Raw genomic sequence first — 24,895 nt, 5'->3', positions numbered from 1 at the left:
ACGCACGTGCTGTCGCTCGGCAACCGCGCACCCGCGCTCGCGCCGCATGCGGCCGCGCAGAACGGGCTGCCCGACAACGTCGTGTCGATCGCGCCGGCGCTGGAGCCGCGCGTCGGCGGCGCGGCGCTCGGCGTGCCGCCCGTGAATGCGCCGGCACCGGAAGGCGCGGCGAAGGCTTCGCCGTACTACTTCACCGACGGCTCGCTGCAAGGCCGGCAGGGGACGCCGCAGGACATCGTCGTGCCGTCGAATGGCCTCGCGTCGCCGGAAGCGTTCGGGTTGCCGGGCGACGACGCGCTGCGCGCGCTGCTCGCCGTGCAGCGCGACGTGCCGGTGTCGCGTGCGTCGGGCGCCGACGTGCCGCGCTACTTCATCGACGACACGCACGCAGCGGAGCCGCAAGGCCAGCTGTATCGCGGCGCACACCCGCCGTTCGACGTGAACGCGATCCGCCGCGATTTCCCGATCCTGCAGGAGCGCGTGAACGGCAAGCAGCTCGTGTGGTTCGACAATGCAGCGACGACGCACAAGCCGCAGGCCGTGATCGACCGGCTCGCATATTTCTACGCACACGAGAACTCGAACATTCACCGCGCGGCCCATGCGCTGGCCGGCCGCGCGACGGATGCGTACGAGCATGCGCGGGAAACGGTGCAGCGCTTCATCGGCGCATCGTCGCCCGATGAAATCGTGTTCGTGCGCGGCACGACCGAGGCGATCAACCTGATCGCGAAGTCGTGGGGCGTGCAGAACGTCGGCGAAGGCGACGAGATCATCGTGTCGAATCTCGAGCACCACGCGAACATCGTGCCGTGGCAGCAGCTTGCCGCGCTCAAGGGCGCGAAGCTGCGCGTGATTCCGGTCGACGATTCGGGGCAGGTGCTGCTCGACGAATACCGGAAGCTGCTCAACGACCGCACGAAGATCGTGTCCGTCACGCAGGTGTCGAACGCGCTCGGCACGGTCGTGCCGGTGAAGGAGATCGTCGAGCTCGCGCATCGTGCCGGTGCGAAGGCGCTCGTCGACGGCGCGCAGTCGATCTCGCACATGCGCGTGGACGTGCAGGCGCTCGATGCGGATTTCTTCGTGTTCTCCGGGCACAAGATCTACGGGCCGACCGGGATCGGCGTCGTGTACGGCAAGCGCGCGATCCTCGACGACATGCCGCCGTGGCAGGGTGGCGGCAACATGATCGCGGACGTGACGTTCGAGCGCACGGTGTTCCAGCCGCCGCCGAACCGGTTCGAGGCCGGCACCGGCAACATCGCGGATGCGGTGGGGCTGGGCGCCGCGCTCGACTACGTGAACCGGGTCGGCATCGAGAACATCGCGCGCTACGAGCACGACCTGCTCGCGTATGCGACGAGCGTGCTCGCGCCGGTGCCGGGCGTGCGGCTCGTCGGCACGGCCCGTGACAAGGCGAGCGTGCTGTCGTTCGTGCTGAAGGGCTATGAGACCGAGGAAGTCGGGCAGGCGCTGAACGAAGAGGGCATCGCGGTGCGCTCGGGGCATCACTGCGCGCAGCCGATCCTGCGTCGCTTCGGGCTCGAGGCCACGGTGCGGCCGTCGCTCGCGTTCTACAACACGTGCGACGAAGTCGATGCGCTGGTGAGTGTCGTGAGAAGGCTGGCGACGCGACGCTGACGCATGCCGTCTGCGAGGAGGCCGCTTGTGGCGCCCGGCAACGGGATGTCGCAAGCGGCCTCATTTGCGCGGCGATGCGGGCATGGCGCGCCGCTCGACGTTCCGTGAGCAGCCATCCGTCGCGCCCCATCCTCCATAGCCTGGCCGTCGTATCGAGCACGGCCTGGGATCGGCAACCGGCGCATTGACGGGAGCGCCATTGCGCCGTGCCGTGCGCCCGGAATCCCGCCGCGGCGGCCAGAGCCGGTCATCGCGCCGGCGCTGCGCGATCGCGGTCGAACTGGTGATCACGAAGTTCGGGCATGGCCCGGCGCAGGCTGCGCAGCAGGTCGCGAGCGAGCGGCGGTCCCGCGGGTTGATTGCTCGCCGAGTGGCTGAGGCATCATTGACGGCGTTCGGGCAGGGCACCCTGAATGGTTTGGCATCCAAATCATTGCGCGTGGAAACCGGTACGCAGCACGCGTTCGAAAACAGCCCGACGTGCATGCAGGGGTGCATCGGCATGCCATCACACGACGTGCGTGCCCGCCAGCGCCCGGACACCCGGATAGTCATCCGACGATTCAGCGAGCAAGCGTTGCACACCCCGTTATCACGGACTCGCGCGGATCACAACTCGCCGCTTCTGGAAACGTCCGTTACGGATTCTGCGTTAATCCCGGCGTCACTTTGGTCGTTATCGGGAAGTCGACCTTGCACGTGCCGTACCCGACTGGTTTCACGCGCATGCGTCGCATGCACCGGCGGCGTGCTCAACGCTCTCCTGACCATGATCAAGAATTTCAGCATTCGCACCCGTCTGGCGCTGGCGATGGGTTTTCTCGGAGTATTGCTGGTCGTCGGCGGCATCGTCGGCGTGGTCGGCATGGCAATCGGAAACAACGACGTGAAGACGCTCTATTCCGAACGGCTTGCTTCTTCGGAGGCGCTCGGGCAGGCGAATGTCGCGCTGTCGAGGACGCGCCTGTGGCTGTATCGCATCGCGCTCGATCCGGCCAGCGACGAAGTTCCGCAGGAAACCGGTGTGGCCCGCGACATGCTGGCCGCATCGAGGAAGGCGTGGGACGCCTATCGTGCGCTGCCGTTCTCCGGCCCCGAAGAGGCCCGTCGCGCGGCCGACGCCGGCAGCAAGTTCAAGGCGCTGGTCGACCACGGGCTGGAGCCGATGTTCGAGGTCATAGCCACCCATGATGCGGCCAAAATTCCGGAAGTCTGGCGACGCATCCCGCCGTCGCTGTTCATCGACGCGTCCGACGCCATGGATGCGCTCGGGCAGCTCCAGATCACGGCTTCGCGGGCGACGTTCGATGCCGCGCAGGCACGCTTCCGCTGGTTCATCGGCATGGCGGTCGCCGGGAGCATGGTCGCGCTCGGGGCGGCCACGCTGACATGGTGGTCGCTGCAACGGGCGATCGGCACGCCGCTGGCGAACGCACTGGGCCATTTCGGCGCCATCGCCGAAGGCGACCTGACGACCCGGGTGGAGATTCATTCGACCGACGAAATGGGGCAACTGCTGACCGGCTTGCAGACGATGCAGGGCGAACTGCTCCAGACGATCCGGGCGGTGCAGAACGGCTCGCACGCGATCGACGCCGCCGCACGGGAAATCGCGGCGGGCAACATGGACCTGTCCCAACGGACCGAGGAGCAGGCCGCGTCGCTGGAGGAGACGGCCGCGTCCATGGAGCAGCTGACGTCGACGGTTCGCCAGAACGCCGAGAACGCGAAGCAGGCCAGCCAGGTGGTGAGCGACGCGGCGCTGCTGACCGAGCAGGGCAATCAGGCCGCGCAAGAGGTCGTCAGGACGATGCGGGGGCTGTCGGAATCGTCCGGCAAGATCGCCGAGATCATCACGGTGATCGAAGGCATCGCCTTCCAGACCAACATCCTGTCGTTGAACGCCGCGGTCGAAGCGGCCCGGGCCGGCGAACAGGGGCGCGGGTTCGCGGTCGTGGCGGGCGAAGTGCGCTCGCTGGCCCAGCGCAGTGCCGCGGCATCGCGTGAAATCAAGGAACTGATCACGGATTCGCTCAGGCGCGTCGACACCGGCGCACGGCAGGTCGATCGCGCGACGGGGACGATGACGGAAATACTGGCGTCGGTGCGGCGGGTCGACGTACTGATGAGCGAGATTACCGCCGCGTCCGACGAGCAGTCGCGGGGCATCGAGCAAGTCAATCAGGCCGTCGCGCAGATGGATCAGGTGACGCAGCAGAATGCCGCGCTGGTGCAGCAGGCATCGGCAGCGGCGGCGGCGCTGAAAGCGCAGGCGGGGCAGCTGGAAGCGACGATCGCGGTATTCCGGATCGATGCCGCCCGAGCCTGATTCGATGCGGGAACATCGGGTCGCGAAGGACGCACCGTGTCGAGATCGTTCCCGCTCTGCGCGCCGTGGCCATGCTCCGGCAACTGGGCATCGAACCATCGGTGCCGCGCTTCGACCCGGCGCAATTCATTGGGGCGGGACGTGATTTACCCGCCGCCTGGAAGGCCACGACAGCGGAACTCGATCGCGCCGGGCAGCCGCATCGCGCACGACAGCGATTGTTGACGACGCTGGAAAGGTCCAATCCAGAAGCGGTAATAGGTGCCGCGAATATGGCCGATTATTCTCCCGTTCGCAGTAATGGCGTCCGTCCACGAATGCTATCGGACTGCTTACAAAATCAATTGCTCAGGGAGGCCTTTCATGAGACGCACCGTTGTCACCGGTTGTATCGGCGCCGCTTTCACCATGTCAGCATCGTGCGCGTTCGCGCAGAGTTCGGTTACGTTGTATGGCCTCGTCGATACGGCGATCCGCTATCAGACGAATGCCGGCCCTGACGGCAAGGACCTGATCGGAATGACGGTCGGCCCGGAAACGCACAGCCGCTGGGGCTTGCGCGGCAGCGAGGATCTCGGCGGCGGGCTGTCGGCGATTTTCCGTCTCGAGAACGGTTTCGAGCTGGGCGACGGCAAGCTGCACGTCGCGAACACGCTGTTCAGCCGGCAGGCCTACGTGGGCCTGTCGAACGGCCGATATGGCACGCTGACGTTCGGCAACCAGTACGCGCCGCTGTACGACACGATGGGCGACGTATTCGATCCGATGACCGTCGGCGACTACTGGCAGGACAGCTGGGCGTACAACGGCATCGGCAACTACCTGACGGTGCCGAACTCGGTGAAGTACGCATTCACGTACAACGGGTTCAGCGTCGACGCGATCTACGGCTTCGGCAATCATGCCGGTGCGATGGGCCTCGACAGCACGTACGGCGTCGAGCTCACCTATGCGCAAGGGCCCGCGTCGATCAATACAGGCTTTCAGCAGACCTCGGTATCGTCCGTGAACGGCAGTGCGACCAACGGCGCGAAGGTGAACTTCCTGCACGTGAGCGGCGCGTACCAGGTTACGCCCTCCGTCCGCCTGCTGGCCGGCTGGCTGCACGGCCAGGACAAGACGGGCACGACCGACGTCAACATGCAGCAGGCCGGCGCACCGGCGTTGAGCGGCGGGAGCCCGAACCGCATCGACGACACGTTCTACGTCGGCGCCAACTGGCAGGCCACAGCGCCGCTGCTGATCACGGTGGCGGGCTATTACGGCCACGCACGCAACGCGGAGCGGCTCGACGGCACGCTCGGCTCGGGGATCAACTACTCGGCGACCGTGCTGGCCGAGTATGCGCTGTCCAAGCATACGGAGGTCTACGGCACGGTCGATTTCTCGCGCGGCAACGGTGCGTTCGCGGCCGACTATCCGGGTGCCACCAACCGGCTCACCGGCAAGGTCGACCAGATCGGCAGGACCAACAACGTCGGGGCTGCCGTCGGCCTGCGCCAGATGTTCTGACGGCACTGCGCACTGCGCCGCGAGCGTTTCCGCTGCAAAATTCAGAACCGCACGACCTGCTTCTGCTCGACGTTGAAGCCGTCGCGCAGCACGCTCGCCGAATCCGCGAAGTAGCGGCGGGTTTCCGCCAGCAGGTCGGTGTTGCCGCGACGGCAGAACACCACGCCCGATCCTTCCTCCGTCAGCAGTTCGTCGATCAGCGATTCGGGTTGCCCGATATCGGCGAGATGGACGTTCTGCACGCCGTGCGCGAGCGCATCGAGCGCTTCCCGCACGCAAGGCGCTGCGGTTGCGGCCGGATGCTCGGCAAGCCATTGCTCGAGTTCCGTGATGCCATAGAGCCCGGCGAGCTCGCCGAGTTCGCGCAGCAGCGCGCTGTCGACCATCATCACCAGCGTGACGGCGCCGGTGTGCTGTGCGAACAGGCTGCCGAGCCGTTCCGCGCGCAGCAGGTGGTCACGGCCTGCGTCGTCCGGGGCGATCGGCATCACGACGGGCACCAGCCCGTTCTCGAGAAACGCGTTCAGCGCCGTGCCGTCGAAGCGGGCGACCGCGCGCGTGTCGGAGCGGTCGGAATCGGCGCTCGCCACCAGCAGGCCGCCGTCGTGGCCGTCGATGCCGATCGCCTTGGCGCCGTGACTGCCGATCAGGCGCACCAGTTCATGATTGATGCCCGCCATCGCCGCGTGAACGGCGTGGACCGATTGCGTGCCGGATGCGGCCGGTATGCCCTGCACGACGATCGGGCGAACGCCGGTGAGTGCGAGCAGCGCGACATCCTGCGCGAATGCGTGGCGGGTGCGTGCGTCGCTCGCGGCGCCGCCTTCGACGATGACGACGGTCTGCCCGTGCAGGGCCTGCATGAACGGCAGCGAGCGCGCGAGGCCGGCTACGCGGCGCGACGTCAGGGTGGGACTTTCAGGGTCTGGGAACATGGGAATCCGAATGGATGAATGGAGTGCGTGTTGCCGCACGACGCGGCATCAAGACGGCATCAATACGTGCGTTGCATCAGCTGGTGAATCTCGTCGGGCGTCAGCGCGTCGCGCGACGCCTGCCGGAACGGGCGTTCGCTGAAACAGCGCGCCGCGTCGGCGAGCAGTTCGAGGTGCGCGCGGTTGTCTTCCTGCGGCAGGGCCAGCACGATGAATTCGCGCACGGGCTTGCGATCCGGTGCATTGAAGGGGAACGGATACTGCGCGCGAACGAACAGCGCGATGGCCGAGCGGAGGCCGGCGACACGCGCATGCGGAATCGCGACGCCCTGGCCGAGGCCGGTCGAGCCGAGTTGCTCGCGCTTCGTCAGTTCGGTCCTGATCCGTTCCGCGGATACGCCGCTGCTGCGCTCGATATGTCGCGCGACGAGGTCGAACAACTGGATCGCGCTTTCGACCGGTACGTCGAGCAGGATGTTGTCCGGCGGGCAGGCGTCGGCCAGCCGGGTCGCGAGCGGTGCGCCGCCGCATCGGTAGGGAAGGTCGGGTTGGCCGCCGGCGGCGGCCTGCTGCGTTTGCATGCGGATCTCTCCGTGTCGGGATGACAGGGCAATCCTAGACAAAACCGCGTAAAGACGGTGTTAGATACGCGCGGGCCCGGCATCAAAATTGTGTATCGATCGCCGATGGAACCGGGCCCGGCACCTTCCGCTTCAGGTACCCGACAGCACGAACGGCAGCGTCGTCAGCAGAAACACCGAAATGCCGACCACCGGCGCGCCGAACGCGATCGCCGTGAACGCAACCGCGGCACTCGTCAGCACGAGCGTTCTCGACACCCGTCGGTGCCGGTCGTGTGCAGCCGCCCTGTCAGTGCGGATTGCATCGGTCCGCGCACCGGTCACGTGTTTCCAGAACGTCAGGCCAAGCATGATTGCTCCTGTATGAAAGTTGACCGGGACCGGGCGCGCGAGGCGCCCGTCAAGCGGGTCAGCAGCGCTTGAGCTTGAGCACGCGCGAGATCTGCCCGGGCGTGAAGCTGCTGTTGCGCACATAAGGCGCGCAGTCGAGCGGTGCGGTGAGCGATTCGCTGACGATGTACTGGCCGACGAAGCGGTACGCGTCGGTGGCCATGCGGATGAACACCGGAATCGCGTCGCGTTGTGCGGCGAGCGTCCTGCCGGCCGCCCGGGCGGACGCGCTGCCGTCGCAGAGGATCACGTCGGGTGCGTGCGGGTTGAGGTCCGTGCGCAGGCAGGCGGCCACGACCTTGCCGTTCTTCGTCGGCAGGAACGCCTGTTTGCTGCCGCCGCACGCGGTGTGGATGAATTCGCGGGTGTACTGCTTGTCGATCTCGAACATGTTCGTGCTCCGGTATCGGAAACTTCCGTCGGTTAAATAAGGTATGCAAAGTAATCAGGCTGGATCGGCATGCGGGATGCGAGGCATTCCAGTCGAACGTTGCCGGGGCGGCGGATCGATGGCGTGTCGTGATACGGGAAATTCCGCGCCAACAAGCTGACCTGCGCGATGCGCGGCTAACGCATCGACGTCGTGTTCAAGCGTGCACGGGAAAGACTACGGCGCGCACCGTCCGCCTGCTGGCAGGACGGTGGCTCGGGAAAAGAGAGACGCAGGCGTCCTGCCTGTCAGGCAGAAAAGCAACTCGGAGGGCGAGGACTTCGGATGCGCATGTGCGTACTCGGTGATGGATCGATTGCGAACACATTCTAGTGAACGCATGCGCGGGCGCAAGTAAAAAGGTCGTAAAGGTGGCGTGGTCGGTGCGGCCTGGCGCACCAAGCAAAAAACGCGTGACGACTGTCGTCGCCACGCGCAATGGGAGTCTGCAAGCTGGCGCGCATGCCGGCGAACCGGCATACGCGTCGGGTCATCAGAAATCGAACCCCGGCCCACCCGCACCCGGGCCGCCCGGCGCCGCCGCCGGCGCCGCATCCTTCGGCGCTTCGAACACGGTCGCATCGGTCGTCAGCAGCAGCCCCGCGACCGACGCCGCGTTCTGCAGCGCCGTGCGCGTGACCTTGGTCGGATCGAGCACGCCCGATTCGACGAGGTCGCCGTATTCGCCGGTCTGCGCGTTGTACCCGAAGTTGCCCGAACCTTCGGCCACCTTCGCGACGACGACGCTCGCTTCCTCGCCCGCGTTCGTGACGATCTGGCGCAGCGGTTCCTCGAGCGCGCGCAGCACGATCTTGATGCCCGCGTTCTGGTCGGCGTTCACGCCCTGCAACTCGCGGATCGCCTGCCGCACGCGGATCAGCGCGACGCCGCCGCCCGGCACGATGCCTTCCTCGACGGCCGCGCGCGTGGCGTGCAGCGCGTCGTCGACGCGGTCCTTCTTTTCCTTCACTTCGATTTCGGTGGCCCCGCCGACCTTGATCACCGCGACACCGCCCGCGAGCTTCGCGACGCGTTCCTGCAGCTTTTCACGGTCGTAGTCCGACGTCGCTTCGTCGATCTGCACGCGGATCTGCTTCACGCGTGCTTCGATGTTCTTCGCATCGCCCGCGCCGTCGATCACGGTCGTGTTTTCCTTGCCGACTTCGATGCGCTTCGCCTGGCCGAGTTCGGCGAGCGTCGCCTTCTCGAGCGTCAGGCCCGTTTCCTCGGCGATCACCTGCCCGCCGGTGAGGATCGCGATGTCCTCGAGCAGCGCCTTGCGGCGGTCGCCGAAGCCCGGCGCCTTCACGGCGACCGTCTTCAGGATCCCGCGGATGTTGTTCACGACCAGCGTCGCGAGCGCTTCGCCTTCGACATCTTCCGCGATGATCAGCAGCGGCCGGCCCGACTTCGCGACCTGTTCGAGCACCGGCAGCAGGTCGCGGATGTTCGAGATCTTCTTGTCGTGCAGCAGGATGTACGGGCTTTCGATCTCGGCGATCTGCTTGTCGGGATTGTTGATGAAGTACGGCGACAGGTAGCCGCGATCGAACTGCAGCCCTTCGACCACATCGAGCTCGTCCGCGAGCGACTTGCCGTCCTCGACGGTGATCACGCCTTCCTTGCCGACGCGGTCGATCGCTTCCGCGATGCGCTGGCCGATCGATTCCTCGCCGTTCGCGGAGATCGTCGCGACCTGTGCGATTTCCTTGCTCGTGGTGGTCGGGCGGCTGATCTTCTTCAGCTCGTCGACGGCCGCCGCGACGGCCTTGTCGATGCCGCGCTTCAGGTCGAGCGGGTTGAGCCCGGCCGCGACGTATTTCTGGCCTTCACGAACGATCGCCTGTGCGAGCACCGTGGCCGTCGTGGTGCCGTCGCCGGCCGCATCGCTGGTGCGCGATGCAACTTCCTTCACGAGCTGCGCGCCGATGTTCTGCAGCTTGTCCGCGAGTTCGATTTCCTTCGCGACCGACACGCCGTCCTTCGTGACGACGGGCGCGCCGAAGCTGCGTTCGAGCACGACGTTGCGGCCCTTCGGCCCGAGCGTGACCTTCACCGCGTTCGCGAGAATGTTCACGCCTTCCGTCAGCTTGGCCCGTGCGACGTCGCTGAAAATGATTTCCTTCGCTGCCATGATTGCGCTCCGTTATTGATTGACGACCGCGACGATGTCTTCCTCGCGCAGCACGAGAAACTCGTTGCCGTCCACCTTGACGGCTTGCCCCGCGTATTTGCCGAACAGCACGCGTTCGCCGACCTGCAGGTCGGGCACGATGCGCTGGCCGTCCGTGTCCTTGCGGCCGGGGCCGACGGCGATCACTTCACCCTGGTCGGGCTTTTCCGCCGCGCTGTCGGGGATCACGATGCCCGATGCGGTGGTGGTTTCCTGGTCGAGTCGTTTCACGATCACGCGGTCGTGCAAGGGGCGTAGGCTCATTGGTTCGTCCTGTGCTGATCTGTTGAAATTGGCTGGCACTCTTTAACAGAGAGTGCTGACGAGTATAAAAATGCGCGGCGGCGCAATCCAATAACGGATTCCGAAATGCATTCGCGCCGTCGTGCAAAAGCGCGTCGCCGCCGCTATTGCGACACGGCCTGCTGGGCGGCGGGCGTGCAGGCCGGGCGGATCGTCTCGCCGGCGAGCACGCGCTTCACGAACGGGATCGAATCGGCGAGCGACGCATTCACGGTGCCGTTGTGTTCGCGGCCCGCATACAGGTGCGCCTCGACCGTCGTGCCGGCCGCGCATGCGTCCTTCGCGAGCGCGAGTTCGAGCGGCGCGAGCCCGTCGTCGGCACCCGCGCCGATGAAGACGGGCGTGGCGATCTTCAGCGTCGGGTATTTGAGGTACGCGTCCCACCATGCCTTCAGCCGCGCATCGCCGCCGGGCTTCACGGTGTTCGCGTGCGTGAGGTGCGCGAGCGCCGCGTCGTCCTCGAGCGATGCGAGGCAACTGATGCGCGACTGTTCGAGGATCGGCAATGCCTGCTCGGTCAGCACTTCGTCCGCACGCAGCGACGGGTCGAACTGCTGCGCGGAGAGCACCGAGTAGAACTGGTACGCGAGCGTCGGATCGACGCGCTCGGGATCGCGCCGGTACGCGCTCTCGAACTTCGGCAGCGACGCGAGCGTGGCGGGCGACGCGTTGTAGATCGTCCCGGTGGCAACGGTCGCGCGGATCGCGAGTTCGGGCGCATAGGTGGCTGCGTAGCCGGCCGCCGCGAACACGGCCGAGCCGCCTTGCGACTGGCCGACTAGCACGACCTCGTTCGCGAGGCCCGGCACGCCGCCGAGCACCGCGCGCACGCTGTCGAGCAGCGTGTAGCTGTTCGAGCGGTTGTTGAGCTGCGGATTCGGGCCGGGCGTGCCGAGCCCCTGGTAGTCGGTCGCGACGACCGCGAACCCTTGCTGCAGCCACGCGTTCAGGTAACGCACGTCGCGATACGAGCGGCCGAACCACGACGGCGCGCAGATGTCGGCCATCCCGAAGGTGCCGTGCGCCCACGCGACGATCGGCCAGCCGCCCGCGGGCGGCGTGCCGCGCGGCACGAACAGCGCACCCGACACGGCGATCGGCGTGCGGCCGCCGACACCGTCGGTCGATGCATAGAGGATGCGCAGCTGGCGTCCGGCGCTCGCGAGCCCGAGCGTTGCCGGAAGCGGCTCGGTGCGCAGCAGCACGCCGGGCGTCGCCGGAATGTCGCGGTCCCACGTGTAGAACGCGGACACGCGGCCGTCGCCCTGAAGCGGATCGGGTGCAGGAACGCGGCCCGGTGAAGCCGCATGCGAGAGGAGCGACGAGACGGCGAGCGCCGAAGCGAGCAGCGTGCGCGCGGCATGGCCGCGCAGGGGGAGAAGCGTCATGGTCGGATGGATGTCGGTGAAGTCGGATCGGACGTGCCGGACAGTGCGCGGCGCGGGCCGACCACGACGCAAGTTTCGAACCAGCGCGCGTTGCAGAGGCGGCGCACGGCGCGACGGGCCATCACGTGGCGCGTCGGCGCGTCCGCGCATGGACCGGCTGCGTGTCGCGCAGCAATCCGGGCCGGCGGGCTGTTGCTCCCGCAACAGAGGCGCGTGCATGGATCGCAAGGCGCGCGTCGTGCAAGGCGCACGCGCCCCGTCGCGCGGGCCTTCGGCGCACGCATGGCCGGCTGGCACGATTGCTGCTGATCCGGTAGCCGTGCGTCGCGGCGTTCCGACATCGCGATGCGAGCCCATCCGTTCACCCGATCAAGGAAACCGTCCTCATGCCAGTCACCTCGACCATCGACAGCGGCGAACTCGTGGCATTCGTCGAGCGCGCCACGCGCGAATTCACGCAGGCCGAACGCGTGCTGAAGGACACGCGCACGCTGTCCGCGACCAACACGTTCCAGGCGTTCCAGCGCGTGCCGGGCACGGAACTCATCGTCGCGCTGTCGGCGCCGAGCCCGTGGGCCGCGTCGCAGGAGATCCAGCCCGTCGTCGTGACGTTCGACGGCGACGTGCTGCACGGCGACGCGCGCGCGGGCGGCAACGGGCCGCGCTATGCAGACGTGTTCCGTGAAGCGCCGGAAGTCGGCGTCGTGATCCACGTGCACGGCCCGTACCTCGGCGCCTGGGCGAGCGCGCATCGCCCGCTGCCGATCCGCTATGCGCCGGCCGCACGCTACACGCGCGCCCGCGAGATTCCGGTGTATGTCGATCGCCGCCCCGGCGAGCCGCGCTTCATCGTCGACACGATCCGCCGCGACCCCGAGGTGCCGGCGATTATCGAGGCGAACGGCGGCGCGACGTTCTGGGGCAAATCGATCCTCGACGTGTCGAAGTACATCCTGATCCTCGAGGAAGCCGCGTATTTCCAGGCGCTCGCGGAGCCGCTCGGCGGCTCGCTCGAATTCGGGCCGGGCGCGCTCGAGCAGCAATGGAAGATGACCGGCCTCGCGTGATGCCGCGCGGCGGCCGGCGCAATCCGGCCGCCGTCATACCGATAGCTCGATGAATTGGTTCGTGGCCGCCGCGCGCCTTGCTATCGTCGAATCTTCCCCGTTCAATACGCCGGTCGTGCCATGGCCATCTTCAGCTTGCCGGACCCGACTTCGCATGCGATCACGATTCGTGCGAAGGCGCTGACGTTCGACGATCCCAAATCGCGGGTGCTGCTCGAGCGCATCCAGCTCGTCGCGCCAAGCGACGCGACCGTGCTCGTCACCGGCGAGAGCGGCACCGGCAAGGAGCTGATCGCGCGCCTCGTGCATTCCTTGAGCGAGCGTCGTGACGGCCCGTTCGTCGCGGTCAACTGCGGCGCATTCTCCGAGACGCTGATCGAGAGCGAGCTGTTCGGCCATGAACGCGGCGCATTTACCGGCGCGATCAACAGCCAGCCCGGCTGGTTCGAATCCGCGAATCGCGGCACGCTGTTTCTCGACGAGGTGGGCGACCTGCCGCTGTCCGCGCAGGTGAAGCTGCTGCGCGTGCTGCAGGAGCGCGAGGTGACGCCGGTCGGCTCGCGCAAGACCGTGAAGATCGACGTGCGGCTCGTCGCGGCGACCAACGTGAATCTCGAAGCCGCGGTGCGCGCGGGCAATTTCCGCGAGGATCTGTACTACCGGCTCAACGTCGTGAAGCTGAGCCTGCTGCCGCTGCGCGAGCGGCCCGGCGACATCGCGCCGCTGATCGAACACTTCATCGACACCTACGCGAAGCGGCTGCGCGTGGCCGCGCCGACGCTGACGGACGCCGCGCGCGCCCGGCTGCATGCGCACGCGTGGCCCGGCAACATCCGCGAACTCGAGAACGTGATCCACCACGCGGTGCTGATCTGCGCGGGCGGCGCGATCGATGTGAGCGACCTGCAGTTTTCCGCGCTGTCGCTTTCGCCCGATGCCGGCGACCCGCGCGCCGCTGCGGCGGCGCCGCCGCGCCGTGCGCGCGACGTGGCCGAGGCGACCGATGCGCTGCGCCACGCGGTGATCGAGCTGCTGGATCTCGGCACGCCGTCGCTGTGGCAGCACATCGAGGACACCGTCTACCGCAGCGTGTTCGACTACAGCGAGCACAACCAGCTGCGCATGTCGCGCCTGCTCGACCAGTCGCGCAACATCGTGCGTGCGCGGCTCGCGCAGCTCGGCATCCTGAAGCCGCGCGACGCGGGCGACGCCGACGCGCGGCTGCGCCGTCAGGCGTGATCGCGCCAGCGCAGCGCGCGCTGCGCGACACGCTCGCATAGCGCACTCATCCCGACGGCGAGCGCCGTCACGCCCAGCACGCAGACCAGCAACACGTCGGCGCGTGCGCCCGCCTGCGCGTTCTGCATCAGGCTGCCGACCCCCGCGCCCGCGTTGAACAGCAGCTCGCTGCTGGTCGCGGTGATCCATGCGAACGGCACGGCCTGCAGCACGCCCGCGAACAGGTCGGGCAGCGCGCCCGGAATCAGCACGTCGCGCCACAGGCCGGCGCGCGTCAGGCGATACGACTGCGCGAGTTCGACATAGCGCGGATCGACGCGGCGTAGCCCGTCGAAGCTGGCGGTGGTCATCGGGTAGAACGCGGCGAGCGCGATGATGAACACCTTCGCGAATTCGCCGGTGCCGGCCCACAGGCTCAGCAGCGGAATCAGTCCGAGCACCGGCACGTAGCGCAGCGCCTGGAACGCCGGCTCGCCGAGCTTGCGCGCGAGCGTCGAGCGCGCCATCGCCGCGCCGAACACGAGCCCGACCGCGACACCTGCCGCGAGGCCGAGCGTCGTGCGGCGCAGGCTCGCGCCGAGATCGGTTGCGAGTTCGCCGCTGCGTGCGAGTTCGACGAGCGCGGCGCCAACCTGCTGCAACGGTACGAATGCGTATTGATGGGCCGCGTCGCCTGACGACGCGTATTGCCATGCGGCGACCAGCAGGGCCGGCACGACGAGGCCGCGCGCCCGGCGGCGCAGCACGGCAAACGAAACGGGGGGCTTGGCGAGTGTCATTCTTGAAACCTGTTCGTTCAGCGCGCGGGCGTCTGCCAGCGCAATGCGTAGCGTTGCACGAGCGCGATCGACCGGTCGATCGCGAAGCCGATCAGCCCGATCACCGCGACGTCGATGAGCACGACGTCGAGGCGCAGCATCTGCCGCGCCAGTTCCATCATCTGGCCGATCCCGCTGTCGGCGCTGAGCAGTTCGACCGCGACGAGCGCGAGCCACGCGCGCGCGAGCGCGATCCGCACGCCGGTGAGCAGCGGCGGCAACGCGGCGGGCAGCAGCACGTCGCGCAGCAGCGCGAAGCGGCCGAGCCCGTAGTGCCGCGCCATCTCGACGAGATCGCGCGGCGCGTCGTGCACACCCGTGTACGCGGCCAGCGCGACCGGAAAGAACACGGCCTTGCCGACGACGACCAGCTTCAGCGGCTCGTCGACGCCGATCAACAGGATCAGCAGCGGAATCAGCGTGAGCGTCGGCACCTGCCGCAGCAGGTCGAACGTCGGCCGCAGGTAATCGGCGAACAGCCGGCTGCGCGCAAGCAGGATGCCGAATGCCGCACCGCCGGTCGCACCGATCACGAAACCGAGCGCGAGGCGATGCAGCGTGATCAGCAGGTTGTCGCGCAATTCGCCCGTGTCGAGCAGCGTGCGCAGCGTTGCCGCGAGCCGATCCGGCGGCACGACGAGCTGCGGCGGGAACCAGCGCTGCGCGCTCGCGAGCCACCACAGCGCGACGAACGCGACGGGCGTGACCCACGACAGCGCGATGCCGCCGAGCCGTGCGGGTCCGGGCAGGCGCAGCGCGCGTGTGCCGTTCGACGCGAGGGCATGCATCGGCATCAGCGGCTCGCGACGCGCGCCGCGTCGGCGCGCCAGTAGCCGTCGAGCCCGAGCTGCTTGAGCGCGGTCGTCAGGCCGGCCTGGCGGCTGTATGCGATGACGTCGCGGTAGTGGCCGGTCAGCGCGGGCGTGAAGAGCGGCGTCCATTGCTCCTTCCACGGTGTCTTCTCATCCGCGTATTCGCGGCGCACGACGCTTTCAGGCTGGCCGGACGCGCTCAGGATCTTCACGTACGCGTCGCGATTCTGCGGCTGCGAGATCCAGTGCGCGGCGCGCACGTAGGCCGTCGCGACGAGCTGCGTGATGTCGGGGTAGCGCCGCACGAAATCGTCGGATGCCCACAGTTCCGCGCGCATCTTCCAGTCGTCGGGCGCGGTCTTGGTCGACCAGATGATCTTGCCGACGTTCTTGTCGACGAGCGAATACGCGTCGGACAGCGTGAAGAAGCCGTCGACGCGGCCGGCCGCGACGGCCGCCGCGCCGGCCTGCGGGTCGAGGTTGTAGATCCTGAAGTCGGACAGCTTCAGCCCGTTCTCGGCGAGCAGCTTGCTGAACGTGACTTCCCACGGCCGGCCGCGATTGAGCGCGATGCGCTTGCCCTTGAGGTCGACGATCGACTTCGCGGTCGAGCCGGCCGGCACGACGAGATACGTGTTGCTGCCGACACCGCCCGGCACGATCAGGCGCGTATGCGTGCCCGATGCGTTGACGACGACCGACGGCAGGTCGCCGTAGCCCGCGAAATCGATGCTGCCGTTCGTGAACGCCTCGTTCACGAGCGTGCCGACCGCTGCGGTCGATACGGGCACCCATTGCAGCTTCACGTGCCGCGCGGCGAGCGCCTTCTCGAGCGACTTGTCGGCGTCGATCAGCGCCGACGCGCCCGCGTATTGCGTCTTGCCGCCGCTCGAATAGGCGACGACGGCGATCCGCACGACCTTGGGCGCGTCTTCAGCGTGAGCGGCGGGTGCTGTGAGCGACGCGACGGCCAACGGCAGCGCGGCGAGCAGCGCGCGCAGCGGGCGGCGCAGCGACGTGAGGGAGAGTATGGGTTTCATGACGGTTCCGAACAGTGAACGGAAAAGGGGCTCACGCACGTTTCTGCAGTGACGGCCGCAGCACGTCGGCGAGCGGCCGAGGATCGATCCAGTCGGCGACGTCGAAGTCGGCTTCCAGAAAGCCGTGGTCGTGCAGGAACGTCTTGAAGTCGTCGAGCGCGGCGACCGATTCGTCGTCGAGGTTGACGCCGAGATGCCGGTGCAGCTGGTTGCCGTACGCGGCGCGGACCCAGTCGATCGACGACGCGGTTTCGCCGGCCACGTAGTGCGCGGTTTCGTCGGGGTGCGTGCCGGCCCAGTCGCCGGCGGCGACCACGAGCTTCAGGAAGCCGGCGACGATGTCCGGGTGATTCGCGAGCACGTCCGCGTTGACGGTCAGCGGGCGCGGCGTGCCGTTGTTGTTGCGGATCGCGCGCTCCGGATGAAAGCCGATGTCGATCACGACGTGCGCGCCGATCAGCTGCGCGATCTCGAGGCCGGTCGACCCCTTCACGTAGATCGCGTCGACCTCGCCGCGCAGCAGCGCGCCGGCTTCGGCCGCGTACAGCGCGCGGCTCGAAAAGCCTTGCGGCGACGCGAACAGGTTCGCCGCGCGCGCCGGTCCGACGGCCTGCAGCGTGCGTGCGCGCACGTCGACGAGTTCGACGTCGCGCGTGGTCAGCCCGTCGAGGCTCAACGCGTTGACGAAGCCGCGCAGCGCCGACGCGCGAAAGATGTCGATGCGGTCGTCGGGGCGGCTCGGGATCGCGATGCGGCGCCCGCGCAATGCCTTCACCGAGCGGATGCCCGACTCGGGCCGCGCGAGGATCAACTGCGATTCGTCGACCCACGACAGCCCGATCACGCGCGTATTCGCGCCGTTCGAGCGCGCCCACATCGCGGGGATGCTGCCGCCCTGGCGGAACGACTGCGCGAGCGTGTGATCGCTGATCGACGACACGTCGTGCCGCGTGTCGCCGCGCGGCGAGCGGATCGCGACGCCATCGGCCGACGTTTCGCCGTTGAGCCAGCCGAGATGCACGGCGATGCCGAGCGGGGTCGGCACGGGCGAGCGGGCGTACCAGAACGTCTGTTGCTTGTCCGATGACGAATCGGGCCTGTCTGTCATGGGTGAGATTCCCTCTCTGCGTAAGCATGGTTGAAGCCCGGTCGCGCACGGTGTCGGTGTCGCACGCGCGGGCCGGTCAACGTTGCAAGTTCCGGGCCAGTGAACGGAAACGGCGCGGCCGCACGCGGCGCGGGCATCGCGCGGGAGGGGCGGTGCGCGCGCCGACGCATGGCCTGTTGCGCCAGCAACAGTCGCGACGGCTGCTGTTGCGCGCGCAGCAGCGGTGCGGCCGGTGCAGCACGGCGGTACGGGCGTGTCGCGGCGGCATGGGCGAGCGCGGGCGGGTGCGATCCGATTGCCGCTGATGGCCGGTGTGCAAGGCACCGGGCAGGTTCGCCGGCAGCCACGCACGCGCCGAGGCGAGCGCGTTGGCACACCGCGTGCTTTACAGCGCAGCACACGCGCGGCACGCCGATGCCGCACGCAATCCGAATGGCCCGACCAGGAGAACTCCGATGGCTGTTGAATTTTTGTGGCGCCTGCCGATGCATGGCGACGGCCGGCGCGCACACGACCTGCATACGCGCGGCGAATGGAACCGTCAGCGCGCATCGCGCGTCGCGCCGAAAGTCGATGACGACGATTTCGGCTACATCGACTATCTGTCGCAGGTCGCGCGCGCGGCCGATATCGCCGGCTTCCACGGCGCGCTGATTCCGATCTTTCGTTTTACCGAGGAACCGTGGGTCGTGGCGGCCGCGCTGGCGCGCGAGACGCGCCGGCTGCGGCTGCTGATCGCGCTGCAGCCGCATTTCGTGCATCCGGTCTATGCGGCGCAGATGGCCGCGAGCCTGCAGCGGATCAGCCGCGGGCGTGTCGAGTGGAACGTCGTCACGGGCGGCGGCGGCCCCGACCAGCGTGCCTACGGCGACTTCATCGATCACGACAGCCGCTATGCGCGCACCGACGAATTCCTCGATGTCGTGAAGGGCGTCGCGGCCGGCGCGCCGTACACGTTCGACGGCCGCTTCTACCGCGTCGAAGCCGGCGGGCTGCTGCCGCCGCTGAGCGGCCAGAAGCCGCCGCGCATCTACCTGGCCGGCGCGAGCGACGCCGCGCTCGCGGTCGCCGCGAAGCACGGCGACGTGCACCTGAGCTGGGGCGAGCCGCTCGCGAAACAGAAGGAGGTGATCGATGCGGCGCGCCGCGCGCTCGATCGCCAGAACGCGGAGCGCGACCTGCGCTTCGGCATGCGCATCGACATCCTGGCGCGCGAGACCGAGGAGCAGGCGTGGGCCGAGTTGCGGCAGATGTTCGCGACGGTGGGCGACGTGACGCGCAACGGCTTCGGCGGGCGCGGCGAATCGTCGGAGTCGGTCGGCGCGAAACGCCAGTTCGCGCTGCACCAGGGCAACACGCAGCACTTCGACGACCTGGTCGTCGGCCCGAACCTGTGGGCGGGAATGTCGCAGATTCGCGGCGGCCCCGGCTGCGTGATCGTCGGCAGCCACGAGCAGGTGGCCGAGCGGCTCGCGGAGTACGTCGACATCGGCGTGTCGACGTTCATTCTCGCCAGCAACCCGCATCTCGAGGAGGCGTACCGCGTGGGCGAGGAAGTGCTGCCGCTCGTCGACGGCGCGCTGAACGCGCGTGGCACGCAGGCGGCGCTGCGCGTGGCCGGCGCATGAGCGCGACGGCTTTCCCGCACGATCCAACGACATCGACAAGGACATTCACCATGACGACACTCGCTGCGCAGGCCACGGCCTGCGACGCACTCTGGTACACGCGCTGCCCGGTGCCGACCGCGCTCGGCATCGCCGTGCACCGCGGCTGGTTCGACGAGGAGTTCGGGCCGGACGGCATCACGCTGAATTCGCTGCAGGAGACGGCGGACGCCGGCAAGCGCGAATCGCATTTCGATCACAGCCTGCCGCACTCGTTCCGGCAGGGCGGCAACATTCCCGCGCTGTGGGCACGGGCACGCGGCGCCGATACGCGCGTGATCGGCCTGTCGTGGACCAACGAATTCCAGGCGATCGTCACGCTGCCCGATCGTGGCATCCGCTCGGTGCGCGATCTGCGCGGCCGGCGGCTCGGGTTGCCGCGCCATCCGATCAGCATCGACTTCTGGCGGGCGGCCGCGCTGAAAGGCTTCCTGAGCGCGCTCGAACTCGAAGGGCTCGGGCACGGCGACGCCGAGTGGGTCGACCTGCCCGACGAACGCGAACGTCGCACGGGGCCCGCATCGTTCACGAGCGGTCCGCACGAGTACGAGATCGAGATCGCGGCGCTCGTGCGCGGCGAGGTGGACGCGGTGTTCGTGAAAGGCGTCGAGGGGCTCGAAACCGTGCATCTGATCGACGCGCAGGTCGTCATCGATCTCGGCGCGCACCCCGATCCGCTCGTGCGGATCGGCAACGGCACGCCGCGCACGTTGACCGTCGACCGCGCGCTGATCGACGCGCGCCCCGATCTCGTGAGCCGCTTCCTGTCGGTGGTGGTGGGGGCGGGCGACTGGGCCGCGCGCCATCCGGCGGAGACGGTCGCCTATATCGGCCGCGAGACGCGCGCATCCGACGAGTGGGTGCGTTATGCGTACGGCGCGGACGTGCACCGCCATCTGGAGACGGGGCTCGCGCAGACGTCGATCGACGGGCTGGTCGCGTTCAAGGACTTCCTCGTCGAATGGGGCTTTCTCGAACAGGATTTCGATGCGCGCGCGTGGATCGACCCGGCGCCGTTCACGCGCATCGACCGGCAACGCCATGCGTGGGTCGCGTAGCGCGCCGCGGCGCGTCATTGCAAGGAGTCGAGCATGACAGGTCTGACGATCGAATACGGCGTGCCGCCCGCACGTCGGCACGCGGCGCGTGCTGCGCCGCGTGCGGGTGCGAACGCGGTGGCGGCCCGGGCGGCGGCCGTGACGCGTCCGCCGTCAGCTTCACCTTCGGCGCGGCCGAACGAGACGAAGGCGAAGCCGGGCGCGTGGCGCGTCACGGGGGCGATTGCGCTCGCGGTCGCGGCGTTGCATGCGGGTGTCGCGCTGCTGGCCGCGCGCGCGCCTGCCGCGCCGCCCGTGCAGCCGCCGCGGCCGCTGCCGATGACGGTCGAGCTGACGCGGCCGCCCGAACCGTTGCCGCAGGCCGCGCATCCGCCGCCACCGGCAGTGCCGCCGAAGCCGCCGAAGCCGCTGAAGCAGGCGCCGACTCCGCCGAAGCCGCGTGCGGCCGTCTCGCATCCGGCGCCGGTGCCGGTGCCGGCCGCCGCGCCGCAGGCCACCCGCGAGGCGGCCCCCGCACCGGCGGCGCCCGCCGTCGCCACGCCGGCTCCCGCGCCGGCCGCACCTTCTGCACCCGTGCGCGAAACCGCCCCGATCGGCGACGCGGCCTACCTGCGCAACCCGGCGCCCGACTATCCGGCGTTCGCGCAGGACCAGGGCTGGGAAGGGCGCGTCGTGCTGCGCGTGCACGTGCTCGCGAACGGCTCGCCCGATTCCGTCGAGGTCCGCACGAGCAGCGGCCGCCGCATGCTCGACACCGCGGCGGTGGCCGCCGTGAAGCGCTGGACGTTCGTGCCCGCGAAGCGCGGCGACGAAGCGGTCGACGGCTGGGTCAACGTGCCGATCGATTTCAAGCTGGGCTGACCCGCCGGGCCGCCCGCCACATTTTCAAAGGAACTCACATCATGAACGGTATCCCGACCACCTTCATCGTCCAGGGCGCGCTCTGGCTGCTCGTCGTCTTCTCCGTCGTCACGTGGACGCTGATCGTCGTGAAGGCGATCCAGAGCCTGCGGGCGAGTGCGCGCAACCGGCGTTACGTCAGCGCGTTCTGGGCGGCGAACAGCTTCCACGAGGCCGCCGCGCTCGACGGCGCGAACAGCCCGGTGGGCGAACTCGCCACGACGGGCTTCGACGCGCTGCGGCGCGCCGACGAGAGCAGCGCGCACGATCTCGAACACAGCTGGAGCCGCCACGACCTGCTCGAACGCCATCTGCGCCAGCAGATCCACAATGCGCGCCGGCGTGAGGAGGCGGGGCTGGCGGTGCTCGCGTCGATCGGCAGCACCGCGCCGTTCGTCGGCCTGTTCGGCACCGTGTTCGGCATCATCCATGCGCTGACCGCGATCACGCACAGCGCGTCGGCGAGCATCGACATCGTGGCCGGGCCGATCGGCGAGGCGCTCGTCGCGACCGGGATCGGCATCGCGGTCGCCGTGCCGGCCGTGCTCGCGTACAACTTCTTCGTGCGTCGCGTGAAGGCCGCGTCGGCCGATCTCGATGCGTTCGCCACCGATTTCGTCACGCTCGCGCAGAAGGCCGGCTTCCGCGTGCCGGCCGCCGCCGCCGCGCCCGCGCCGGCACGCCGTGCCGACGACACCCGCCAGGAGGCGTTCGCATAATGGCCTTCTCCTCTTCCTCCGACAACGACGACGTGCTCAGCGAAATCAACATCACGCCGCTCGTCGACGTGATGCTCGTGCTGCTCGTCGCCTTCATTGTCACGGCGCCGCTGCTCAACAACGCAGTGCACGTGAATCTGCCGAACACCGTCGCCACGGCGCCGGCCGATCGCAAGCCGAACGTCACCGTGAGCGTCGACGACAAGGGCGTCGTGTATCTCGACAAGCGCGCGGTCGCACTGGCCGCCGTGCCGGCCGAGCTGGCCGCGCTGAAGGCCGGCCGGCCCGACGTCGCGCTCGACCTGCAGGCCGACGAGCACGTGCCGTACGGCACCGTCGCGAAGCTGATGGCCGCGATCGAGCATGCGGGCATCACGCGGCTGTCGGTGCTCACCGCGCCGCGCGGCTGACGCGCGGTTCACGACTCCCTCTACGAACGCATCCATGAGCATCACGGCTTCCTCCAACGTCCAGTCGATCTGGTACACGCGCTGTCCGGTGCCGACGCCGCTCGGCATCGCCGCGCATCTCGGCTGGCTCGACAGCGAATTCGCCGGCGACGGCATCACCGTGCGCGCGCTGCAGGAGACCCAGCACGCGGCGCTGCATCACGCGCACGTCGATCACTCGCTCGACAACGCATTCCGGCAGGGCGGCAGCATTCCCGCGCTGTGGGCGCGCGCGGCCGGCGCCGATACGCGCGTGGTCGCGCTGACCTGGGTCGACGAGGCGCAGGCGATCGTCGCGCTGCCGGAAAGCGGCCTGACGCGGCCGAAGGACCTGCGCGGGCGCCGCATCGGCCTGCCGCGCCGCGACGGCGAGCGTATCGACATCTTTCGTGCGGCGGCGCTGCGCGGCTTCGTCAGCGCGCTGTCGCTCGACGGGCTCGGCCCCGCCGACGTCGAATGGATCGACGTGCCCGCGTCGAACCTGCGCGCACCGGTGTCGACTCCGGCGACGCGCGACGCGGCATTCAGCCATCCCGCGAGCCTGTCGAGCCGCCGGCTCTATGCGGCCGAAGCGGCCGCGCTCGTGCGCGGCGACGTCGACGCGATCTACGTGAAGGGGTCGCTCGGGCTCGAAACCGCGTACCTGATCGGCGCGCAGCCGGTCGTCGACATCGGCTTTCATCCCGATCCGCAGATCCGTATCAACAACGGCTCGCCGCGGCCGCTGACCGTCAATGCGTCGACGCTCGAACGCCATCCCGACATCGTCAGCCGCTTCCTCGCGCGCGTGACCGACGTCGAAGGCTGGGCGCGCGATCACGAGCAGGAAGTGCTCGGCTATCTCGGCCGCGAGACGGGATCGGGCCATGACTGGCTGAGGCTCGCGTACGGCGCGGACGTGCACCGGCGGCTGCGCACGGATCTCGACGAAGCGTCGATCGCCGCGCTCGACGATTTCAAGCGCTTCCTCGTCGAATGGCGATTCCTGCCGGCCGACTTCGACGTGCGTGCGTGGATCGACCGGCGCGCGCTCGACGGCATCGCGACGCTGTCTCGCGGCGCCGCGCGGTGAGCGCATCGGCACGCGTTGCCGACGCATGGCGGCGCGAGCGCTTCACCGGCGGCTTCATGCTGCTGGCGCTCGCGAGCGGCACGACGATCAGCATGGCGCAGCTCGCGACGACGCTGTACGCGCTCGCGCTCGGCGTCGACAGCGCGCGGCTCGGCATCATCGCCGCGATGGAGCCGCTCGGCATCGCGTTGATGACGCTGCCGGCCGGGCTGCTCGTCGCGCGCTACGGCGCGCGGCGCGTGTACTTCGTCGCGAGCATGGGGCCGATGCTGCTCAATCTCGTCGTGCCGTTTGCCGGCGCCTGGCCGCTGATCGCGCTCACGCAAGTGTTGATCGGGCTGTGCATCCCGTTCCGGATCGTGTCGATCAACGGCGTGTTCCTCGCGCGTCTCGCGCAGATCGGCCTCGCGCGCGCCGGCTGGTACCGCGCGGCGATGTCGGTCGGTACCGGCATGGTCGGGCCGTGGCTCGCGAGCGGGCTGATCGGCGCGCATGGCGCGGTCGCGACGTTCTGCGCGGCATCGGCGAGCTTCGCGGGCATGGCGCTGTTCAGCCGGACGCTGCTCGGCGACGCGCAGCCTCCGGCATTTCGTGCACAACCGGAAACCGGCGGCCTGCGCGCATTGCTGGCGCTCGCGTGGAGTCACGACGTGCGCGAGCAGCTCGCGCTCGAAGCCGTGAACAGCGCGACACGTTCGCTCGCCGGCGCTTTTACGGTGGTGCTGGCGATCCAGTCGCTCGGGCTGTCGCAAACGAAAGCCGTCGCGCTGCTGACGCTGCAGGGCGTCGTCGCGGTGGTCGCGCTGTTCGGGCTCGGGCATGTCGCGCAGCGGATGACCGCGCGCCGTTGCCAGGCGCTCAGTCTTGCCGGTGGCGTGGCCGGCTTGCTCGCGCTGGGTCTAGCGCATGACGCATGGATCGTCGGCGCGGGACTCGCCGCGCTGTGCGTCGGGTCGTCGCTGCTGCATCTCGTCAACATGCAGCGCCTCGGCCGCCACCCGGCCGACAAGAGCCAGGTGTCGAGCCTCTACAACCTCGCGTCGATGACGGGCGCGTTCTGCGGCCCGCTGGCCGGCAGCGCGCTCGTACCGGTCGTCGGGTTGCCGGGCGTGTTTCTGTGCTGGCTGCCGGTCGTCGTGCTGGTTGCGTTCGCGCTGCGCGTCTCGACGGCGCGGCGCGAGGCATCGCAGTCCGAGACTGCGAAGCTGTCCTGACGACCATCGAATCGGGTGTTGCGGAATCCGCGCGGTGTTGCGTGACA

At 68.7% G+C, this 24,895-nt stretch carries 23 protein-coding genes; 12 read left to right on the top strand and 11 right to left on the bottom strand.

The window, feature by feature from the left end:
• From FFS49_RS17730 to FFS49_RS17720, 3 genes are all read left to right on the top strand, one after another.
• The coding region (locus FFS49_RS17730) for a family 2A encapsulin nanocompartment cargo protein cysteine desulfurase (protein WP_137951015.1) at positions 1-1,644 on the top strand (1,644 nt) is incomplete at its 5' end.
• A gap of 199 nt (positions 1,645-1,843) precedes the next feature.
• Positions 1,844-3,973, top strand: coding sequence for a methyl-accepting chemotaxis protein (locus tag FFS49_RS17725; RefSeq protein ID WP_269757781.1), 2,130 nt, complete (start codon positions 1,844-1,846; stop codon positions 3,971-3,973).
• A gap of 363 nt (positions 3,974-4,336) precedes the next feature.
• On the top strand, positions 4,337-5,485 hold the full coding sequence (locus tag FFS49_RS17720; protein WP_105817284.1) for a porin: 1,149 nt from the start codon (positions 4,337-4,339) through the stop codon (positions 5,483-5,485).
• 41 nt (positions 5,486-5,526) lie between these two features.
• On the opposite strand, the gene FFS49_RS17715 is transcribed toward FFS49_RS17720, so the two are convergent.
• The 7 genes from FFS49_RS17715 to FFS49_RS17685 all read right to left on the bottom strand — a co-directional run bounded on the left by FFS49_RS17715 (position 5,527) and on the right by FFS49_RS17685 (position 11,685).
• Entirely contained in the window at positions 5,527-6,420 is an 894-nt protein-coding gene (locus FFS49_RS17715) for an acetylglutamate kinase (protein ID WP_105817283.1), read from the bottom strand.
• Positions 6,421-6,479: 59 nt separating this feature from the next.
• Entirely contained in the window at positions 6,480-7,001 is a 522-nt protein-coding gene (locus FFS49_RS17710) for a PTS sugar transporter subunit IIA (protein ID WP_105817282.1), read from the bottom strand.
• Between the two features lie 132 nt (positions 7,002-7,133).
• On the bottom strand, positions 7,134-7,352 hold the full coding sequence (locus tag FFS49_RS17705) for a hypothetical protein (RefSeq protein WP_232357069.1): 219 nt from the start codon (positions 7,350-7,352) through the stop codon (positions 7,134-7,136).
• Positions 7,353-7,410: 58 nt separating this feature from the next.
• Positions 7,411-7,782: a DUF6697 family protein gene (locus tag FFS49_RS17700; protein ID WP_071333161.1), complete on the bottom strand. Its 372-nt coding sequence runs from the start codon at positions 7,780-7,782 to the stop codon at positions 7,411-7,413.
• Positions 7,783-8,314: 532 nt separating this feature from the next.
• Positions 8,315-9,955, bottom strand: coding sequence for a chaperonin GroEL (groL, locus tag FFS49_RS17695; protein WP_039354347.1), 1,641 nt, complete (start codon positions 9,953-9,955; stop codon positions 8,315-8,317).
• A 12-nt stretch (positions 9,956-9,967) separates the two neighbouring features.
• Positions 9,968-10,258: a co-chaperone GroES gene (locus FFS49_RS17690; protein ID WP_011694564.1), complete on the bottom strand. Its 291-nt coding sequence runs from the start codon at positions 10,256-10,258 to the stop codon at positions 9,968-9,970.
• 143 nt (positions 10,259-10,401) lie between these two features.
• Positions 10,402-11,685 carry an alpha/beta fold hydrolase gene (locus tag FFS49_RS17685; protein WP_105817281.1) on the bottom strand — a complete coding sequence of 428 codons (1,284 nt, stop codon included), beginning with the start codon at positions 11,683-11,685 and terminating at the stop codon, positions 10,402-10,404.
• Positions 11,686-12,071: 386 nt separating this feature from the next.
• Here FFS49_RS17685 and FFS49_RS17680 point away from each other — a divergent pair, with 386 nt between their 5' ends.
• Positions 12,072-12,752: a class II aldolase/adducin family protein gene (locus FFS49_RS17680; protein WP_071333159.1), complete on the top strand. Its 681-nt coding sequence runs from the start codon at positions 12,072-12,074 to the stop codon at positions 12,750-12,752.
• A gap of 120 nt (positions 12,753-12,872) precedes the next feature.
• A complete protein-coding gene (locus FFS49_RS17675) occupies positions 12,873-13,991 on the top strand; it encodes a sigma 54-interacting transcriptional regulator (protein ID WP_071333158.1) in 1,119 nt (372 codons plus the stop codon).
• On the opposite strand, the gene FFS49_RS17670 is transcribed toward FFS49_RS17675, so the two are convergent.
• Genes FFS49_RS17670 through FFS49_RS17655 form a run of 4 tightly spaced genes read right to left on the bottom strand, consistent with a single transcriptional unit; the run spans position 13,982 to position 17,769 of the window.
• Positions 13,982-14,770, bottom strand: coding sequence for an ABC transporter permease (locus tag FFS49_RS17670; RefSeq protein ID WP_105817280.1), 789 nt, complete (start codon positions 14,768-14,770; stop codon positions 13,982-13,984). The genes FFS49_RS17675 and FFS49_RS17670 overlap by 10 nt on opposite strands.
• Positions 14,771-14,787: 17 nt before the next feature.
• Complete coding sequence (locus tag FFS49_RS17665) at positions 14,788-15,603, bottom strand: ABC transporter permease (protein WP_105817279.1); 816 nt, start codon at positions 15,601-15,603, stop codon at positions 14,788-14,790.
• On the bottom strand, positions 15,603-16,661 hold the full coding sequence (locus FFS49_RS17660; RefSeq protein ID WP_105817278.1) for a PhnD/SsuA/transferrin family substrate-binding protein: 1,059 nt from the start codon (positions 16,659-16,661) through the stop codon (positions 15,603-15,605). The genes FFS49_RS17665 and FFS49_RS17660 overlap by 1 nt, the downstream gene beginning before the upstream one ends.
• A gap of 31 nt (positions 16,662-16,692) precedes the next feature.
• Complete coding sequence (locus FFS49_RS17655) at positions 16,693-17,769, bottom strand: nitrate ABC transporter substrate-binding protein (RefSeq protein WP_105817277.1); 1,077 nt, start codon at positions 17,767-17,769, stop codon at positions 16,693-16,695.
• A gap of 455 nt (positions 17,770-18,224) precedes the next feature.
• On the opposite strand from FFS49_RS17655, the gene FFS49_RS17650 reads away from it, so the two are divergent.
• From FFS49_RS17650 to FFS49_RS17620, 7 genes are read left to right on the top strand one after another with little or no spacing between them, the layout of a single operon-like run.
• On the top strand, positions 18,225-19,397 hold the full coding sequence (locus FFS49_RS17650; protein WP_105817276.1) for an LLM class flavin-dependent oxidoreductase: 1,173 nt from the start codon (positions 18,225-18,227) through the stop codon (positions 19,395-19,397).
• A gap of 50 nt (positions 19,398-19,447) precedes the next feature.
• Positions 19,448-20,494 carry an ABC transporter substrate-binding protein gene (locus tag FFS49_RS17645; RefSeq protein ID WP_105817275.1) on the top strand — a complete coding sequence of 349 codons (1,047 nt, stop codon included), beginning with the start codon at positions 19,448-19,450 and terminating at the stop codon, positions 20,492-20,494.
• 33 nt (positions 20,495-20,527) lie between these two features.
• Complete coding sequence (locus FFS49_RS17640) at positions 20,528-21,355, top strand: energy transducer TonB (protein ID WP_105817274.1); 828 nt, start codon at positions 20,528-20,530, stop codon at positions 21,353-21,355.
• A 41-nt stretch (positions 21,356-21,396) separates the two neighbouring features.
• Positions 21,397-22,113: a MotA/TolQ/ExbB proton channel family protein gene (locus FFS49_RS17635; protein WP_105817273.1), complete on the top strand. Its 717-nt coding sequence runs from the start codon at positions 21,397-21,399 to the stop codon at positions 22,111-22,113.
• Positions 22,113-22,523, top strand: coding sequence for a biopolymer transporter ExbD (locus FFS49_RS17630; RefSeq protein ID WP_009694203.1), 411 nt, complete (start codon positions 22,113-22,115; stop codon positions 22,521-22,523). The genes FFS49_RS17635 and FFS49_RS17630 overlap by 1 nt, the downstream gene beginning before the upstream one ends.
• Before the next feature lie 34 nt (positions 22,524-22,557).
• A complete protein-coding gene (locus FFS49_RS17625; protein ID WP_105817272.1) occupies positions 22,558-23,634 on the top strand; it encodes an ABC transporter substrate-binding protein in 1,077 nt (358 codons plus the stop codon).
• Positions 23,631-24,848, top strand: a complete 1,218-nt coding sequence (locus tag FFS49_RS17620; RefSeq protein WP_105817271.1) for an MFS transporter — start codon at positions 23,631-23,633, stop codon at positions 24,846-24,848. The genes FFS49_RS17625 and FFS49_RS17620 overlap by 4 nt, the downstream gene beginning before the upstream one ends.
• The last annotated feature ends 47 nt before the right edge of the window (positions 24,849-24,895 follow it).

This window comes from Burkholderia sp. 4NA327C6 (genome assembly GCF_005502655.1).
Classification (GTDB): domain Bacteria; phylum Pseudomonadota; class Gammaproteobacteria; order Burkholderiales; family Burkholderiaceae; genus Burkholderia; species Burkholderia contaminans.
This window is presented reverse-complemented; position numbering and strand designations above follow the sequence as displayed.

Coding starts and splice junctions, on each gene's coding strand:
- FFS49_RS17720 (WP_105817284.1), top strand. CDS start 4,337: ATGAGACGCACCGTTGTCACCGGTTGTATCGGCGCCGCTTTCACCATG.
- FFS49_RS17715 (WP_105817283.1), bottom strand. CDS start 6,420: ATGTTCCCAGACCCTGAAAGTCCCACCCTGACGTCGCGCCGCGTAGCC.
- FFS49_RS17710 (WP_105817282.1), bottom strand. CDS start 7,001: ATGCAAACGCAGCAGGCCGCCGCCGGCGGCCAACCCGACCTTCCCTAC.
- FFS49_RS17705 (WP_232357069.1), bottom strand. CDS start 7,352: ATGCTTGGCCTGACGTTCTGGAAACACGTGACCGGTGCGCGGACCGAT.
- FFS49_RS17700 (WP_071333161.1), bottom strand. CDS start 7,782: ATGTTCGAGATCGACAAGCAGTACACCCGCGAATTCATCCACACCGCG.
- groL (WP_039354347.1), bottom strand. CDS start 9,955: ATGGCAGCGAAGGAAATCATTTTCAGCGACGTCGCACGGGCCAAGCTG.
- FFS49_RS17690 (WP_011694564.1), bottom strand. CDS start 10,258: ATGAGCCTACGCCCCTTGCACGACCGCGTGATCGTGAAACGACTCGAC.
- FFS49_RS17685 (WP_105817281.1), bottom strand. CDS start 11,685: ATGACGCTTCTCCCCCTGCGCGGCCATGCCGCGCGCACGCTGCTCGCT.
- FFS49_RS17680 (WP_071333159.1), top strand. CDS start 12,072: ATGCCAGTCACCTCGACCATCGACAGCGGCGAACTCGTGGCATTCGTC.
- FFS49_RS17675 (WP_071333158.1), top strand. CDS start 12,873: ATGGCCATCTTCAGCTTGCCGGACCCGACTTCGCATGCGATCACGATT.
- FFS49_RS17670 (WP_105817280.1), bottom strand. CDS start 14,770: ATGACACTCGCCAAGCCCCCCGTTTCGTTTGCCGTGCTGCGCCGCCGG.
- FFS49_RS17665 (WP_105817279.1), bottom strand. CDS start 15,603: ATGCCGATGCATGCCCTCGCGTCGAACGGCACACGCGCGCTGCGCCTG.
- FFS49_RS17660 (WP_105817278.1), bottom strand. CDS start 16,661: ATGAAACCCATACTCTCCCTCACGTCGCTGCGCCGCCCGCTGCGCGCG.
- FFS49_RS17655 (WP_105817277.1), bottom strand. CDS start 17,769: ATGACAGACAGGCCCGATTCGTCATCGGACAAGCAACAGACGTTCTGG.
- FFS49_RS17650 (WP_105817276.1), top strand. CDS start 18,225: ATGGCTGTTGAATTTTTGTGGCGCCTGCCGATGCATGGCGACGGCCGG.
- FFS49_RS17645 (WP_105817275.1), top strand. CDS start 19,448: ATGACGACACTCGCTGCGCAGGCCACGGCCTGCGACGCACTCTGGTAC.
- FFS49_RS17640 (WP_105817274.1), top strand. CDS start 20,528: ATGACAGGTCTGACGATCGAATACGGCGTGCCGCCCGCACGTCGGCAC.
- FFS49_RS17635 (WP_105817273.1), top strand. CDS start 21,397: ATGAACGGTATCCCGACCACCTTCATCGTCCAGGGCGCGCTCTGGCTG.
- FFS49_RS17630 (WP_009694203.1), top strand. CDS start 22,113: ATGGCCTTCTCCTCTTCCTCCGACAACGACGACGTGCTCAGCGAAATC.
- FFS49_RS17625 (WP_105817272.1), top strand. CDS start 22,558: ATGAGCATCACGGCTTCCTCCAACGTCCAGTCGATCTGGTACACGCGC.